Genomic DNA, 14,480 nt, shown 5'->3' with positions numbered 1-14,480 from the left:
TCAGGTTGATATTTGAACATGTTTGCGTCGTTACAAACGCGTAATCCATTGGAATTATTGCTTTATAATTCGTCTTCAGGGATGTGGTCGCCTAACATCACCGCCTGACATTGTCCCTATGGATTGCCTGCGGAAGCCGCTGGCTTCCGGTTGCGAATCGGAGAAAAGAGTGATGCAACAGCGATCGCCCGTACTGGTTCTGGTGGGGCTCGGCCGCATGATGCTGGCCGCCGAGAAGAAGTTTGGCCTGCAGGACGCCGTCCTGCTGCGGGCGCGGCTGGTTGAGACTCTCATCTGTTTTCGCGGCAAAACCGCCTGCTGGCTGAAAGACGCCGCCTATGACGAGGTGGCGTCCGACCAGCGTTTCGAACGCCAGCTGCAGGCTTTCGAGCGCCGCATGCAAGCCAATCTCATGATTCCCTATCAGCAGATCGACGAGAGACACCCCGCGACCTCGGCATTGACCCTGACCATGCGCATGATTGACGGGACCGGGCTGTCGCGGCAGCAGCATGCGATCCATATCGTCGGCCCCTGGTACGATGGCGAGGATGCCGAAGTCGATCTGATCGCCTATGCCTTTCGGGGCCTGCGCTTCGCCACGACGATCGATGCCGCGGTCGGCTATCTGCCCCGGCTGCCCCGGGTGCGGGATGACGATGCCATGGCGGCCTAGTGTGATCAGCCGGCCCGGCGGCTGAGCACCAGCCCCATGCAGACCGCCCAGCCGATCACGGTCCAGCCGACCAGCAGGTTGGCCAGCATGATTTTCTGCCGCCATGGATGCTGGCGCCGCCAGGCCAGCAGGCTGGGCAGGAAATACACGGTGCCGATCAGCAGGCCCATGACAACAGTGGGGAATCCGGCGCCCATCGGCCGACGATAGACCACCCCCTGCTGCACCGCAAACTCTTGGCCGGCACGGCAAAATCGCTATAGTCCGGGCCAGAGAAACTACTTTTGCCTGCAGGGGTGCCCCCATGTCGCTGCGCAACCAGCTCGTCACCGTTTTCGGCGGCTCCGGCTTTATCGGCCGCTATGTCGTGCAGAAACTGGCCCAGCAGGGCGCCCGGGTGCGCGTCGCCATCCGTCGCCCGGAAGAGGGCCTGTTCCTCAAGCCGATGGGCGCGGTTGGCCAGATCGATATCGTGCAGGCCAATATCCGCATGCCGATCTCGGTGCAGGCCGCGGTCAAGGGCGCCGATATCGTCATCAACTGCGTCGGCATCCTGTATGAGGGCGGCGCGCAGAAATTCGGTGCCGTGCAGGCGCGCGGCGCCGAGGTGATCGCGCTCTGTGCGAAAGAAGCCGGCGTGAAAAAGATGGTGCATCTCTCCGCCATCGGCGCCGATGCCGCCAGCGGTTCGAAATACGCGCAGAGCAAGGCGGCCGGCGAGGCCGGGGTGCGCCGGCATATGCCGCAGGCCACCATCATCCGTCCCAGTGTGGTGTTCGGCCCGGAAGACGATTTCTTCAACCGCTTTGCAGCGCTCGCGGCTTTCGCCCCGGTACTGCCGCTGGTCGATGGCGGCCATACGAAGCTGCAGCCGGTCTATGCCGGCGATGTCGGTGCCGCTGTCGTGCAGGCCGCCCTGGATGATGCGGCGGCCGGCCAGACCTATGAACTGGGCGGGCCCAAGGTCTACAGCATGAAAGAGATCATGCAGCTGACGCTCGACACCATCCACAAGAAGCGCCTGCTCGTGCCGGTGCCCGGTTTCGCGCTCAAGCCGCTGGCCTTTGCGCTCGAGCTGCAGCCGCTGTTTGCGCCGCCGATCACGCGCGACCAGATCGAGCTGCTGAAGGCAGACAATGTGGTGACGGAAGGCGCGAAAGGCCTGAAGGATCTCGGCGTCACCCAGCCCACCCCGGTGGAAGGCGTGATCGAGACCTATCTCTATCGCTACCGCCGCGGCGGCGGCAAATTCGAGCCGCGCTTCAGCTAAGGCGTCATCAGCGCATCGCGCCAGCGCCGGCCGCCGGCGATCTGGCGGCCGTCATCCAGCGTCACGGTGAAATCGCCGCTGTCATTGCCGGCCACGCTGCGCACATGGCGGCGGTTGACGATGCGCGAGCGGTGGATGCGCACGAAATCCTGATCGGCCAGCTGCTGCTCGAGGGCCGCCAATGTCTGCCGCTGCAGATGGCTGGCGCCGGCCAGATGCAACTCGACATAATTGCCCGCCGCCTCCGCCCAGAGAATCTCGGCTGGATCGACCCAGATGCGCCGCGCGCCGTCGCGGATTTCCAGCCGCGCCGCCGAGGATGCGGTGGCCGGCTGCACGATCACCGTGACCTGCGCGCGGCGCCGCGCGCGGGCGACCAGCCAGAGCAGTGCCACCATGCCCAGATAGATCACCGCATCCTTGCGGATCTCGTAGAGGATCTGCAGGCCCAGATGGCCGGGCGTGCCAAAACTGTAGCTGCGGCCGAACAGCGGAAACAGCAGCAGGCGCAGGGCCACCATGCCGGCGATATGGGCGGTGCTGCCCAGGGCGAAACCGGCGAGATGGCCCAGCAGGGTGCGCGGCCAGCCGATCCGGCGCGGGTCGAGCCAGGCGGTCAGGCGCAGCAGCAGGGGCGTGAGGACAAACAGCATGCCCACGCTGGTTGCCTCGGTCACGGCATAGCACCAGGCCGGTGCGGCGATGCCGTTGCGGGTGTCCTCGATCCAGAAGGAAGACGCACCCAGCGCCGCCGCCAGGATAAGGGCCAAGCCATAGCCGAGCCATAACCGGCGGGAAAAACCGATGTATTCCGCGGTGCCGCGATCCGGTCCGCCGCTCGTCACAGCCGACCCGCCGCTCATCCCATCGGTCTTGGTGTCCGCCGTCATCGCAGGCATTGAGGGCTGGTGACGGTATGGGCGAGAGGATTCATGTCAGAGACTGGGTTGCACAAGGATGCACGGCGTTACGATCTCGACTGGTTGCGCATCATCGCCTTCGGGCTGCTGATCTTCTATCACATCGGCATGTTTTTCGTCGCCTGGCCCTGGCATGTCAAAAGCAGCCATGCCGGCCCGGAGATCCAGCCGCTGATGCTGCTGACCAGTCCCTGGCGGCTGGCACTGCTGTTCCTGATCGCCGGCTGCGCCACCCGCTTCATGGCCGACCGCATGACGCGCGGCCGCATGGCCCGGCAGCGCAGCTGGCGCCTGCTGCCGCCGCTGGTGTTTGGCATGCTGGTGATCGTGCCGCCGCAGACCTATGCCGAGATCGTCGAGAAGCTCGGCTACAGCGAGGGCGTGTTCGCCTTCTATGCGAAATACATCAGCTTCCATGGCGGCTGGCGCGTCGATGGCCGGCCGCTGATCGTGCCGACCTGGAATCACCTGTGGTTCGTCGCCTATCTCTGGGTTTACACCATGATCGTGATCGCGCTGCGGCCGCTGTTGCATGCGCTGCCCCTGCGCGGTGTTGCTGTCGCCCTGCGCCAGCCGATGGCGCTGCTGCTGGTGCCGCCGCTGCTGATCGGCGCGCTGCGCCTGGTGCTGCGGCCGGTCTTTGGCGAGACCCATGCGCTGGTCGACGACTGGTATCTGCATGCGCTGTATCTGTCGCTGTTCCTGTTCGGCTATGGCATCGCGCGGCAGGAGGGCATCTGGCTCAGCCTCGAACGCCTGCGCTGGCTGGCGCTGGCGCTGGCCGTGACGATGTATGCCGTCATGGTCTTGGTGGTACTGACCGATACGGGCGGCCGGATGCGGCCCTTCATCTGGGCGCTGGATCAATGGGCCTGGATCGTCATGCTGCTCGGCTTTGCCCGGCGCCATCTGAACGTCGATACGCCGCTCCGCCGCTATCTCACCGACGCGATCTTCCCCTTCTATATCCTGCACCAGACCATCATCGTGATGCTGGGCCACCGGATCAGCGGCCTTGGCCTCTCGGCCGGCAGCGAGGCGGCGCTGCTGGCGGGCGCCACGATGGCCGGCTGCTGGGCGGGTTACGAGGCGGTGCGCCGGGTCGGCTGGCTGCGGCCGCTGTTTGGCCTGCGGCGGGCAGTTCAGCCTGCCTGAATCCAATGCCGCTCAGGGTATTCGCGGAATCAAAGGCTTAAATAGCATATAGTCTCAATTCGGTCCTAATATTAGGGTATGTGACAGCTGAAACCCGTTCGCAGGCCCACAAACCCCCTGCGCAAGAATCGAAAAGGTCAACAAATGTGACCTATCGGAGATTTTATGCTTGATCATGGCGGCATTGGGCAATAAAAGTTGCGCTCCGCCCCAGTTCGACGGTTCTTTGCATCCTGAAGGTGCCGGGACCCTGTCGCCCCGGGGTGTCTCTGTCCCCAAGACCCGACCTGCCGCCCCTTTTTCCCTTCGACCAGCCGGCAGGTCATGCGGAGCGCGCCATGGCCGAGAAGATGCTGAAGTTCGTACAGACCGCCCAGGCGATGCCGGAAAAGCGCAGCGCCTCGGAGCGCGCGCACGACTTCGACGAGATCTACCGCGAATTCGCCGCCACCAAGGCCAACGAGCAGGCCTCGCGCTGCTCGCAATGTGGCGTGCCCTTCTGTCAGGTGCATTGCCCGCTGCACAACAATATCCCCGACTGGCTGCGCATGACCGCCGAAGGCCGGCTGGAAGAAGCCTATGAGCTGAGCCAGGCGACCAATACCTTCCCCGAGATCTGTGGCCGCATCTGCCCGCAGGATCGCCTGTGCGAAGGCAACTGCGTGATCGAGCAGTCGGGCCATGGCACCGTCACCATCGGCTCGATCGAGAAATACATCACCGAGAAGGCCTGGGAGTCGGGCTGGGTGCAGGCGCCCAAGCCGGTGAATGGCGAGCGTGCGCAGAGCATCGGTATCGTCGGCGCCGGTCCTGCCGGCCTGGCGGCGGCCGACAAGCTGCGCCGGCTCGGCTATCAGGTGCATGTCTATGACCGCTACGACCGCCCCGGCGGCCTGCTGATCTATGGCATCCCGAACTTCAAACTTGAGAAGAGCGTGGTCGAGCGCCGCTCGGCGTTGCTCGAAGCCGCCGGCGTGAAGTTCCATATGAATTTCGAGGTCGGCCGCGATGCCACGCTGGATGAGCTGCGCAAGAAGCATGATGCGGTGCTGATCGCCACCGGCGTGTACAAGGCGCGCGACATCCAGGCGCCGGGTTCGGGCCTTTCCAATATCGTGCCGGCGATGACCTATCTCACAGCCAGCAACAAGCATGGCCTGGGCGACAAGGTGCCCGAGTATGAAAACGGCACGCTGAATGCGGCGGGCAAGAAGATCGTCGTGATCGGCGGCGGCGACACCGCGATGGACTGCGTGCGCACCGCGATCCGCCAGGGCGCCACCGCCGTGCACTGCCTGTATCGCCGCGACAAGGCCAACATGCCGGGCTCGATGCGCGAAGTGAAGAATGCCGAGGAAGAGGGCGTGGAATTCGTCTGGCTCAGCCTGCCGAAAAGCTTCCGCGGCGAGGGCAAGGTCACCGCCGTGCATGCCGGCCGCATGAAGCTCGGCCCGTCTGATGCTTCCGGCCGCCAGATGCCGGTGGAAATCGAAGGCTCCGATTTCGACCAGCCGGCCGATATCGTCATCAAGGCGCTCGGCTTCGATCCGGAAGACCTGGCCCAGGCCTTCAAGGCGCCGCATCTGGAAGTCACCCGCTGGGGCACCGTGAAGATCTCGGCGCGCAGCAAGATGACCAATATTCCGGGCGTGTTCGCCGCCGGCGACATCGTGCGCGGCGCCAGCCTGGTGGTCTGGGCGATCCGCGACGGCCGCGACTGCGCCGATGCGATCCACCAGTATATCCAGGCCAAGGCGCAGCCGGCGGCTGCAGCGGCGGAATGAGTATTCGCGCTGTCATTTTCGCTCTCGCTGCGACGGTGTTCGCCACGCAGGCGCACGGACAAATCCAGGGCGAACCGAAGATCTGGGCCGAACAGATCGCGGGCATGATGCTGAAGAAGGATGTGCCTGCCATCCAGCAGGCTATCCGCCAGGCATCGGAAAAGCCCGAACACGGCCAGGTATTCGTCAACGCTATGCAGAGCCTCACGGCCGGCTTTGGCACTTACGGTGCCGCGGTGATGACCGAGACACTGAAAGACAAGGCCTATGGGACCACGCATCGACTGGTCGTCTCCTACATCCGGTATCGGGAGACCGAGCTTTACGTGCAGTGGCGTTTCCTGCGTGACGACAAGAACTGGTGGATACGAAGCCTGAGCTATTACGACAGCTTCGATAAAGCCGCCGCCCTGTTGCAAGATTGAAGGAGTCTACCATGACCGACATCAAGAAGAGCTACGTCGAGCAGTGGAACGACACCGCCAAGCATCTCTCCGATACCGGCATGTATCGCCGCGAGGACGAGCATGACGCCTGCGGCGTCGGCCTCATTGCCTCGCTGGACGGCCAGCCGCATCGCAGTGTTGTCGCCGCCGGCATCACCGCGCTGAAGGCACTGTGGCATCGCGGCGCAGTCGATGCCGATGGCAAGACCGGCGACGGCGCCGGTATCCATCTGCAGATCCCGCAGGATTTCTTCCGCGAGCATGTGCGTCGCTCGGGCTTCGAGCCGGGCGAGGGCAAGCTGGGCTTAGGGATGGTCTTCCTGCCCAAGACCGATCTGTCGGCGCAGGAAACCTGCCGCACGATTGTCGAGACCGCGATCCTTGATTTCGGCTACGGCATCTATGGCTGGCGCCAGGTGCCGGTGGATGCCACCATCATCGGCGAGAAGGCCAATGCGACGCGCCCCGAGATCGAGCAGGTTCTGATCGAGAACCGCCTGGCCAAGGATGACGGCGCCTTCGAGCGCGACCTGTTCCTGATCCGCCGCCGCATCGAAAAGCTGGTGCTGGCCGCCCATATCAGCGATTTCTACATCTGCTCGCTCAGCTGCCGCTCGCTGATCTACAAGGGCATGTTCCTCGCCGAACAGATCGACTATTTCTATCCCGATCTGCAGGACGAGCGTTTCGTCAGCACCTTTGCCATCTATCACCAGCGCTATTCCACCAATACCTTCCCGACCTGGCGTCTGGCCCAGCCGTTCCGCATGCTCGCCCATAACGGCGAGATCAACACCCTGCGCGGCAACGTCAACTGGATGAAGAGCCACGAGATCAAGATGGCCTCTGAGGCCTTTGGCGATTTCTCCGATGACATCAAGCCGATCGTGCAGTCGGGTTCGTCCGACTCTGCGGCGCTCGACTCCGTCTTCGAGGTGCTGGTGCGCGCTGGCCGCAATGCGCCGATGGTGAAGACCATCCTGATTCCGGAGCCGACTTCGAACAAGCCGCTGATGCCGCAGGCGCATCGCGACCTCTATGCCTATTGCAACTCGATCATGGAACCGTGGGACGGTCCGGCGGCGATCTGCGCCACCGACGGCCGCTGGGCGGTCGCCGGTCTCGACCGCAACGGCCTGCGTCCGATCCGCTATACCGTCACCACCGACAATCTCCTGATCGTCGGCTCGGAGACCGGCATGGTGCCGGTGCCGGAGCAGAAGGTGGTGAAGAAGGGCCGCGTCGGTCCCGGCGAGATGATCGCCATCGACCTGAAGAAGGGCCGTTTCTATCTCGACCGCGAGATCAAGGACAAGCTGGCCGGCGAGCATCCTTACGGCGAGTGGGTCAAGAACATCCTGACGCTCGACAAGATCAAGGATACGGCGCCCACCGCCAAGGCCTTCTCCAAGGATGAGCTGCGCCGCAGCCAGCTGGCCTTCGGCCTGACGCTGGAGGATATGGAGCTGATCCTGCATCCGATGGCGGAAGACGCCAAGGAAGCGGTCGGCTCGATGGGCGACGACACGCCGATTGCGGTGCTGTCCGAACACTATCGCGGCCTGCATCATTTCTTCCGCCAGCAGTTCAGCCAGGTCACCAATCCGCCGATCGACTCCTTGCGCGAAAAGCGGGTGATGAGCCTGCGCACCCGCATGGGCAACCTGACCAACGTGCTGGATGAAGATGCCAAGCAGGTCGCCATCCTGCTGCTGGAATCGCCCTGCCTGTCGAATGCCGATTACGGCAAGGTGCTGAAATACGCCGAGAAGAGCACGGCGAAGATCGACTGCACCTTTGCCATCGAGGCCGGCGTCAGCGACACCGGCCTGCGCGATGCGCTGAAGCGCATCCGCGCCGAGGCCGAGAATGCCGTGCGCGGCGGTGCCGCCCATATCGTGCTGACGGATGAGGGCATGAATGCCGCTCGCGCCGCCATCCCGATGATCCTCGCCACCGGTGCCGTGCACAGCCATCTGGTGCGCCAGGGCCTGCGCACCTTCACCTCGCTCACCGTGCGCTCGGGTGAATGCCTGGACGTGCATTACTTCGCCGTGCTGATCGGCGTCGGCGCCACCACGGTGAATGCCTATCTGGCCGAAGCCTGCCTGGTCGACCGCGTCAATCGCGGCCTGCTCGGCAAGCTGACGGCCGAGGAAGCCATCAACCGCTTCAAGGATGCCGTCGATGGCGGCCTGCTCAAGATCATGTCCAAGATGGGCATCTCGGTGATCAGCTCCTATCGCGGCGGCTACAATTTCGAGGCGCTGGGTCTCAGCCGCTCGCTGGTGGCCGACCTGTTCCCCGGCATGCCCTCGCGCATTTCCGGCATTGGTCTGATCGGCATCCAGAAGAAGGTGCTGGCGCTGCACGAAAAGGCCTTCCGCGCCGATGTCACCGCGCTGCCGGTCGGCGGCATCTACCGCTACCGCCGCGGCGGCGAGGCCCATGCCTGGGAAGCCAACCTGATCCACATGATGCAGACCGCGGTTGGCAGCGAGAATTACGCGCTGTTCAAGAAGTATACGGCGGGCCTGCGCGAGCTGCCGCCGATCTCGGTGCGCGACCTGCTGGAAATCAAGCCGGCGGCGGCCGCGCTCCCCATCGAGCAGGTGGAATCGGTCACCGAAATCCGCAAGCGTTTCATCACGCCCGGCATGTCGCTCGGCGCGCTCGGCCCCGAGGCCCATGAGACGCTGACCATTGCGATGAACCGTATCGGCGCCAAGTCGGATTCCGGCGAAGGCGGCGAGGCACCGGAAAACTTCAAGCCGCGCCCCAATGGCGACAACGCCAATTCCGCGATCAAGCAGGTGGCCTCCGGCCGCTTCGGCGTGACGGCGGAATATCTCAACAACTGCCGCGAGCTGGAAATCAAGGTCGCCCAGGGCGCCAAGCCCGGCGAAGGCGGCCAGCTGCCCGGCTTCAAGGTCACCGAGTTGATCGCCAAGCGTCGTCTGGCGACGCCCGGCGTGATGCTGATCTCGCCGCCGCCGCATCACGACATCTATTCGATCGAGGATCTGGCGCAGCTGATCTACGACCTGAAGCAGATCAATCCCGATGCCCAGGTCACCGTCAAGCTGGTGTCGGAAGCCGGCATCGGCACCATTGCCGCCGGCGTCGCCAAGGCCAAGGCCGATATCATCCTGGTGTCGGGCCATGTCGGCGGCACCGGCGCCTCGCCGCAGACTTCGGTGAAATATGCCGGCACGCCCTGGGAAATGGGCCTGTCGGAAGTCAACCAGGTGCTGACGCTGAACAAGCTGCGGCATCGCGTGAAGCTGCGCACCGATGGCGGGCTCAAGTCGGGCCGCGACATCGTCATCGCCGCCATGCTGGGTGCCGAGGAATACGGCGTCGGCACAGCAGCCCTGGTGGCGATGGGCTGCATCATGGTGCGCCAGTGCCATTCCAACACCTGCCCGGTCGGTGTCTGCACGCAGAACGACGCGCTGCGGCAGAAATTCACCGGCACGCCGGAAAAGGTGATCAACCTGTTCAGCTTCATCGCCGAAGAGGTGCGCGAGATTCTCGCCAGCCTCGGCGTGAAGTCGCTGGAGGAGATCATCGGCCGCACCGACCTGCTCACCCAGGTCAGCCGCGGCGGCGCGCATCTCGACGATCTGGATCTCAATCCGATCCTGGCCCAGGCCGACAGCGGCGAGCATGCGCGCTTCTGCACGCTGGAAGGCCGCAACGAGGTGCCGGATACGCTGGATGCGCAGATGCTGGACGATGCCGCGCCGGTGTTCAGCCATGGCGAGAAGATGCAGCTCGCCTACAATATCCGGAACACCCATCGCGCCATCGGCACGCGGCTCAGCTCGCATCTGGTGCGCAAGTTCGGCATGAAGGGGCTCAAGCCCGGCCATATCACCGCGCGCCTGACGGGCTCTGCGGGTCAATCGCTCGGCGCGTTTGCCGTGCAGGGCCTCAAGCTCGAAGTGTTCGGCGATGCCAATGACTATGTCGGCAAGGGCCTGTCGGGCGGCATGATCGTGGTGCGGCCCTCGCCGGCCTCGCCGCTGATGCCGGTGACGAACGAGAACACCATCATCGGCAACACGGTGTTGTATGGCGCCACCGGCGGCAAGCTGTTTGCGGCGGGCCAGGCCGGCGAGCGTTTCGCCGTGCGCAACTCGGGCGCCACCGCGGTGATCGAGGGCTGCGGCTCGAACGGCTGCGAATACATGACCGGTGGCCGCATCGCCATTCTGGGCAAGGTGGGCGACAACTTCGCTGCCGGCATGACCGGCGGCATGGCCTTTGTCTACGATGCGGAGGATGAACTCCCGATCGCGATCAACGACGAGAGCGTGGTCTACCAGCGCATCGCCTCCAGCTACTGGGACGGCGTGCTGCGCGGCCTGATCGAGGAGCATATCCGCGAGACGCAGTCGGTCTATGCCAACAACCTGTTCGCCGACTGGGACCAGGTGAAGAGCAAGTTCTGGCAGGTCTGCCCGAAGGAAATGATCGCGCGGCTGGAGCATCCGCTCAGCGACAAGGTGGCGGCAGAGGCAGCCAAGAGCGCGTAACGCGCAGGACTTCTGGTTCCGGCCTGCCCCAATTGGCCGGGCCCAGGGAAGCGGAAACGCCGTCGGGAGCAATCCCGGCGGCGTTTTTGCTTATGCCGCATACAGCGCCGTGCTGAGATATTTCATGCCGCTGTCGCAGGCAATCGTCACCACCGTCTTGTCCGACCCGAGCCGTTCGGCGATGCGCAGCGCCACCAGCAGATTGGCACCCGTCGAGGTGCCGGCGAAAATGCCTTCCTCGCGGGCCAGCCGGCGCGCCATCGCCATCGCATCCGTGCTCGACACCGGTGCGATCTCATTGGCCAGCGCCGGTTGCCATTGCGGCGGCACGAAGCCCGGCCCGGTGCCTTCGATCTTGTGGCTGCCGCTGGGGCCGCCCGACAGCACGGCGGATTCCGCCGGCTCGACCGCCACGGCATGCAGCTGCGGATTCAGCGCGCGCAGCCGCGTGATCACGCCGCGGAACGACCCGGCGGTACCGACACTGTGCACGAAGGCATCCACGCGGCCTTCGCCCTGCTGCCAGATTTCATCGGCCATGCGTGCATAGCCCGGATGCACGTCGGTATTGTTGAACTGGTCGGTCCAGAAACTGCCGGGCCTGGCGGCTGCGATCTGCCGCGCGGTTTCGATCATCTCCAGCGTCAGCGCTTTGGTCGTGCCGCCGGTCGGGCTGTGCACCAGCGTCAGCTTCGCACCCAGGGCTTTCATGTGATCGCGCTTCTCTTTGGAGAAGGCTTCCGAGGTGACCAGGTCCAGCGGAATGCGCTTGGCGGCGCAGACAAAGGCGAGCGACACCCCGGTGCTGCCGCCGGTATATTCCACGACAGTGCCGCCCGGCTGCAGCCGGCCGTCGCGTTCGGCGGCCTCCACCATGGCCAGCGCCATGCGGTCCTTCATGCTGCCGGTCGGGTTCTCGGCTTCCAGTTTCACCAGGATTCTGGCGCTTTTCGGCGGCAGCATGTGGCGCAGCGGGATCAGCCGGGTATTGCCGATCAGGTCCAGGATGCTCATCTCTTAACTCCGCTTTCAGGACTTGGGCCTAGGCTGCGCGCCATGCTGAAACCCGCCACGCTCGCCTTTGCTCTCGCCGTTGTCTGCTCTGCCGGCCCGGCTGCGGCCTTCTGCGTGTCCAATGAAGGATCGACGCCGATCAGCATCCAGGCCGGTGGCCCGCCGATGCCGATCTATGTGAAGCCCAACCTGATGCCGGGCCAGCGCGACTGTTTCGAGCCGCGCAAACCTGAGGGCATCACCGTGGAAATCTACGACAGCGCCAATCGCCGTCTGCGCTGCCGTCATTCGGTGTCGGCCAAGGCCGCCACCATCACTGTCGGCCAGACCTGCAAGGTGAAGCTGGACTAGCCAGCTTCACCCTTTAGCTGTCAGGTCACGATGCCATACAGCACCAGTGCCATGCCGATCACGCCGCCGAAGTAGGCGAGCGTCCGCAGCCACGGCACGCCGGCGATATAGACCACCGCATGGGACACGCGGCTGTAGAAGAACACCTGGGCGCCCAGCGCGGTCCAGGCATCGGCCTTGCCGGTGGCCGCCGCCGCCAGCACCAGCGCGGCAAACGGCACCAGGTTTTCCACCATGTTGAGATGGGCGCGGTGCGAGCGGCCGATCCAGCCGGTACCGGCCGGGAAATCCTCGCGGTTGCCGGCCACCGTCAGCAGGCCGCGCGTGGCGATGAAGCCCATCGTATAGGGCAGGGCAAGCAGGATGCAGAGCGCGGCTGAGGCGATCAGCATGATCATGTCGGTGGTCATTGGGGTCTTCCTTCTCTGGTGTGACTGTCAGGTGGCGGGACGAAATTCAGGCGCGGGCTGCAGCGCCAGCACGGCGGTCATGGCGATGCCGGTGAGCGTGTCGCGGGTGGCGCCGCTTTTCGCCATCACCATCAGGCCATGCGCCATACCGACGAGGTATTTCGCCAGCGCATCGACATCGGCCGTGGCGGCGATCTCGCCGCGCGCCCGCGCATTGCTCAAGGCATGGCGAAAGGCAGCGGCCATGTTGTCCATATGCGCGCGCACCTTTGCGGCGACGGCGGCATCATGCGGTGCCAGTTCCAGCGTGGTGTTGGCCATCAGGCAGGCGCGGCGCTTGGGGAATTGAATCAGGAAATCGATGATCCCTAAGCCGGTGTCGTGCAAGGCCTGCAGCCCCGCATCCGGCGCCTTCAGGGGCTTCAGCATCGCGGCCTCCAGCATGGCGCAGTAGCTGTCCATCGCGGCCATGAACAGGCGGTGCTTGTCGCCGAAGGTGTCGTACAGGCTCTGGCGGCTGATGCCCATTGCGGTGACCAGCTGCTCCATCGAGGTGGCGGCATAGCCCTGTTCCCAGAACAGCTCCATGGCGCGCACCAGGGCGGCATCGGCATCGAAGGATTTCGGTCTTGCCATGAAGACATGCATAGCAATTCCGGAACGATCATTCAATAACGTAGTACAATACAGCTAACCTGTTATTTTTGCGATATAAATCCCTAGTTCGTGCGGAAAAAGCCGATCTGCTGGATCAGTTCGCCGGCCTGGGCGGACAGCGCCTGGGCCGAGGCCGAAGTCTGCTCGACCAGGGCGCCGTTGCGCTGGGTCATCTCGTCCATATTGGCGACGGCCACATTCACCTCTTCCAGCCCGATCGCCTGTTCTTTGCTGGCGGCGGCGATCTCGGCGACGATATCGCTCACCTTCTTGATCGCGGTGACGATATCGGTGAGCGACGACCCGGTTTGGTTGACCAGGGCCGCACCGGTCTTCACCTGCGCATTCGACTCCGTGATCAGGGACTTGATGTCCTTCGACGCATTGGCTGAGCGCTGCGCCAGCCCGCGCACCTCTTGAGCGACAACGGCAAAGCCCTTGCCGGCCTCGCCTGCCCTTGCTGCCTCCACGCTGGCATTGAGTGCCAGCAGGTTGGTCTGGAAGGCGATCTCATCGATTAATGACACGATATCGGCGATCTTCTGTGCGCTGGCTTCGATCTTGGTCACCGCGGCCACCGCATCGCTCACCACGCTGCCACCCTTTTCCGCCGTATCGCGCGCGGCGAGTGCCAGCTGGTTGGCTGCCTGGGCATTGTCGGCATTCTGCTTCACCGTGGCGGTCACTTCATGCATCGACGCAGCGGTTTCTTCCAGCGCGGCGGCCTGCTGCTCGGTGCGACCGGCCAGATCCTGGCTGCCGGTCGAAATTTCGGCCGCGGCATTGCCCTGGGCTTCGGCGGCGACTGCGATATTCTGCACCACGCCGGTCAGCGTATCTGCCATGGCATTCAGGTCGGTCTGCAGGCTGGCGAAGACACCCTCATAGCGGCCCTGCATGCGGCTGCGCAGATCGCCCTTGGCCAGCCCGGCCACGGTAGTCTGGATATTGGCAACAGCATTGCTCAGCGTATCCAGCATGCCGTTCATCTGCTGGCCCACCTTGGCCATCACGCCGTTCAGCTCTGTCGTATCGATACGGCGGTCGAATTCACCAGCGGAGGCCGCGGCCACCACCTGGCCGATCGACAGGTCGAGCGAGGCTTCCTGTGCGATGCGGGTTTCCTCGTTGCGCAGGCGTTCGGCCTCGATCTGTGTCTGCAGCCTGTCGCCCGCAATGCCGTTCTCTTTCAACACGCTGACGGCGCGGGCGATATCGCCGATTTCATCGCCGCGATCGCCGCCAATGACCTCCGC

General features: G+C 64.3%; 13 protein-coding genes. 7 read left to right on the top strand and 6 right to left on the bottom strand.

Annotation, left to right across the window (positions count from 1 at the left end; translation table 11 throughout):
• Positions 1-172: 172 nt before the first annotated feature.
• Positions 173-676 (top strand): hypothetical protein, encoded by a 504-nt coding sequence (locus AAG799_RS11235; RefSeq protein WP_341895923.1) that lies wholly within the window; start codon positions 173-175, stop codon positions 674-676.
• Between the two features lie 5 nt (positions 677-681).
• Here AAG799_RS11235 and AAG799_RS11230 read toward each other — a convergent pair whose 3' ends face one another.
• The gene (locus AAG799_RS11230; RefSeq protein WP_341895922.1) at positions 682-903 is read right to left on the bottom strand and encodes a superinfection immunity protein; all 222 of its coding nucleotides are present in this window, start codon (positions 901-903) and stop codon (positions 682-684) included.
• A gap of 77 nt (positions 904-980) precedes the next feature.
• On the opposite strand from AAG799_RS11230, the gene AAG799_RS11225 reads away from it, so the two are divergent.
• Entirely contained in the window at positions 981-1,946 is a 966-nt protein-coding gene (locus tag AAG799_RS11225; RefSeq protein WP_341895921.1) for a complex I NDUFA9 subunit family protein, read from the top strand.
• Here the strand turns inward: AAG799_RS11225 and AAG799_RS11220 are convergent.
• Positions 1,943-2,836, bottom strand: coding sequence for a LytTR family DNA-binding domain-containing protein (locus tag AAG799_RS11220; protein WP_341895920.1), 894 nt, complete (start codon positions 2,834-2,836; stop codon positions 1,943-1,945). The genes AAG799_RS11225 and AAG799_RS11220 overlap by 4 nt on opposite strands.
• A gap of 42 nt (positions 2,837-2,878) precedes the next feature.
• On the opposite strand from AAG799_RS11220, the gene AAG799_RS11215 reads away from it, so the two are divergent.
• From AAG799_RS11215 to gltB, 4 genes are all read left to right on the top strand, one after another.
• Positions 2,879-4,021 carry an acyltransferase family protein gene (locus tag AAG799_RS11215; RefSeq protein WP_341895919.1) on the top strand — a complete coding sequence of 381 codons (1,143 nt, stop codon included), beginning with the start codon at positions 2,879-2,881 and terminating at the stop codon, positions 4,019-4,021.
• Between the two features lie 338 nt (positions 4,022-4,359).
• The gene (locus AAG799_RS11210) at positions 4,360-5,805 is read left to right on the top strand and encodes an NAD(P)-dependent oxidoreductase (RefSeq protein WP_341895918.1); all 1,446 of its coding nucleotides are present in this window, start codon (positions 4,360-4,362) and stop codon (positions 5,803-5,805) included.
• Positions 5,802-6,230 (top strand): hypothetical protein, encoded by a 429-nt coding sequence (locus AAG799_RS11205; RefSeq protein WP_341895917.1) that lies wholly within the window; start codon positions 5,802-5,804, stop codon positions 6,228-6,230. Before AAG799_RS11210 ends, AAG799_RS11205 begins: the two co-directional genes overlap by 4 nt.
• A gap of 80 nt (positions 6,231-6,310) precedes the next feature.
• A complete protein-coding gene (gene gltB / locus AAG799_RS11200; RefSeq protein WP_341895942.1) occupies positions 6,311-10,792 on the top strand; it encodes a glutamate synthase large subunit in 4,482 nt (1,493 codons plus the stop codon).
• Between the two features lie 90 nt (positions 10,793-10,882).
• Here gltB and AAG799_RS11195 read toward each other — a convergent pair whose 3' ends face one another.
• Positions 10,883-11,806 carry a cysteine synthase family protein gene (locus tag AAG799_RS11195; RefSeq protein ID WP_341895916.1) on the bottom strand — a complete coding sequence of 308 codons (924 nt, stop codon included), beginning with the start codon at positions 11,804-11,806 and terminating at the stop codon, positions 10,883-10,885.
• 42 nt (positions 11,807-11,848) lie between these two features.
• Here AAG799_RS11195 and AAG799_RS11190 point away from each other — a divergent pair, with 42 nt between their 5' ends.
• Positions 11,849-12,157, top strand: coding sequence for a hypothetical protein (locus AAG799_RS11190; protein WP_341895915.1), 309 nt, complete (start codon positions 11,849-11,851; stop codon positions 12,155-12,157).
• Positions 12,158-12,177: 20 nt separating this feature from the next.
• Here AAG799_RS11190 and AAG799_RS11185 read toward each other — a convergent pair whose 3' ends face one another.
• From AAG799_RS11185 to AAG799_RS11175, 3 genes are all read right to left on the bottom strand, one after another.
• Positions 12,178-12,567, bottom strand: coding sequence for an MAPEG family protein (locus AAG799_RS11185; protein WP_341895914.1), 390 nt, complete (start codon positions 12,565-12,567; stop codon positions 12,178-12,180).
• A gap of 27 nt (positions 12,568-12,594) precedes the next feature.
• Positions 12,595-13,203 (bottom strand): TetR/AcrR family transcriptional regulator, encoded by a 609-nt coding sequence (locus AAG799_RS11180; RefSeq protein ID WP_341895913.1) that lies wholly within the window; start codon positions 13,201-13,203, stop codon positions 12,595-12,597.
• A gap of 83 nt (positions 13,204-13,286) precedes the next feature.
• Positions 13,287-14,480, bottom strand: a 1,194-nt coding sequence (locus AAG799_RS11175; protein ID WP_341895912.1) for a methyl-accepting chemotaxis protein, incomplete at its 5' end; no start/stop codon positions are given.

The sequence above is a fragment of the Ferrovibrio terrae genome (assembly GCF_943371255.1).
Classification (GTDB): domain Bacteria; phylum Pseudomonadota; class Alphaproteobacteria; order Ferrovibrionales; family Ferrovibrionaceae; genus Ferrovibrio; species Ferrovibrio terrae_B.
Note: the sequence above shows the minus strand (reverse complement) of the source record. Positions and strands in the feature narration are given on the sequence as shown.